This window comes from Williamsia serinedens (assembly GCF_024171725.1).
Classification (GTDB): domain Bacteria; phylum Actinomycetota; class Actinomycetes; order Mycobacteriales; family Mycobacteriaceae; genus Williamsia_A; species Williamsia_A serinedens.
The window spans coordinates 1-1191 of record NZ_JAMTCG010000030.1 but is presented as its reverse complement, the minus strand read 5'-3'; the positions used below and the strand labels follow the sequence as shown (position 1 = coordinate 1191).

At 64.1% G+C, this 1191-nt stretch carries 3 protein-coding genes; all 3 read right to left on the bottom strand.

The genetic code is table 11. The annotated features are described in order from the left end of the window. Positions 1-28: 28 nt before the first annotated feature. From LX12_RS21795 to LX12_RS22115, 3 genes are read right to left on the bottom strand one after another with little or no spacing between them, the layout of a single operon-like run. On the bottom strand, positions 29-688 hold the full coding sequence (locus LX12_RS21795; protein ID WP_253656716.1) for a DNA cytosine methyltransferase: 660 nt from the start codon (positions 686-688) through the stop codon (positions 29-31). After that, on the bottom strand, positions 688-840 hold the full coding sequence (locus tag LX12_RS21790; protein ID WP_253656715.1) for a hypothetical protein: 153 nt from the start codon (positions 838-840) through the stop codon (positions 688-690). The genes LX12_RS21795 and LX12_RS21790 overlap by 1 nt, the downstream gene beginning before the upstream one ends. Next, entirely contained in the window at positions 833-955 is a 123-nt protein-coding gene (locus tag LX12_RS22115; protein ID WP_301284978.1) for a hypothetical protein, read from the bottom strand. Before LX12_RS22115 ends, LX12_RS21790 begins: the two co-directional genes overlap by 8 nt. Positions 956-1191: the final 236 nt, after the last annotated feature.

Here is a 1191-nt window from a genome sequence, read left to right as displayed (position 1 = left end):
GGACACGAAGCAAGCAGAGAACGATCCATCAGCCGGCCTCCCGCAGCACATGAGCCATGAGCTGATGCCCGACGTACTCCGCATATCGGGGAGGGATCGCTTCTGCGATGGACTTTCGGTTGGTGGTCCAGTCGATGCCCATCGCCTGCTGCCACTGCGCGACAGAGCCTTTGCCGCCCCCATCTCCATACACAGCCACGTACGGGCCGTCGAAGTACTCGCCGTGCCTCCAGCCGGCAACCCGACCGCGGTGCGGCTTGTGTACCGGTCGTGAAACGGGAACGGACACTTCGAAGTAGCGGTGACGAATCACCCCAAGCCCGAACATCTCCCCGCACAGGGTGAGGTCACGCCGCAGGTCCGATCCCTGCACGTTCTCGATCACCGTCGGCACCCGGTAGTAGGACAACAGGGCCCGGGTGTCGGGGATCATCTGCCGGTACTCGCGGCCGGCGTTCGTGCCCTTGGTCAGATTGCACGACGCCTGACACGGCGGGGAAGCGTGGATGGCGTCGAATCGCAGCCCGTGTCCCACCAGGTACTCGAGCGCGTCAGCCTGCACGAACTGGTCACCGCAATAGTCCGGCTGGGTTTCCACATCCACGCCCACGACGTAGAAGCCAGCGTCCTGATAGCCCTTCGTGGCACCACCCACACCGCAGAACAGGTCCAGCAGTTGCGGCTTCACTACGCCTCCACCCCCGGGTGCACACGCTCCATGTGGCCGTACATGATCCGCAGCGACAGACGGTGGTCGTGGGTGGCGATCTCTTCATCCCCGTACGGGCAGGCAGCCCATTCCCCGTCGTCGTCCGACCACGTTCTGATGCCCTCAGCCACGACGAATCACCGCCATGCACCAGTTGCAGCGGAAAGTCGTGCCCAGCAGTGAGCAGTCACGGAAGGTGGAGGTGTGGATACCTAGCCGGCACAGCAGAGGCTTCTTCTCACCCACGTGCCCACCTCCATGCGAGGATGCCGGCGAGTACCCCAACGGTGGTCCAGCCCCAGAAGGCTCCGGCACCGTATGCGGCGACCAGGTCGTTGAGCTGTTCCCGCGTTGGTTCGGCGGTCACTGTCCAACCTCCGTCAGCATCCGGTCCCACATTTCGACGGTTGCTCCTGCGCGGCCGGTGAGCACCTGCGAGATGTGCTTTTCGCTGACACCCATGCGGCGGGCGAGATCTCGTT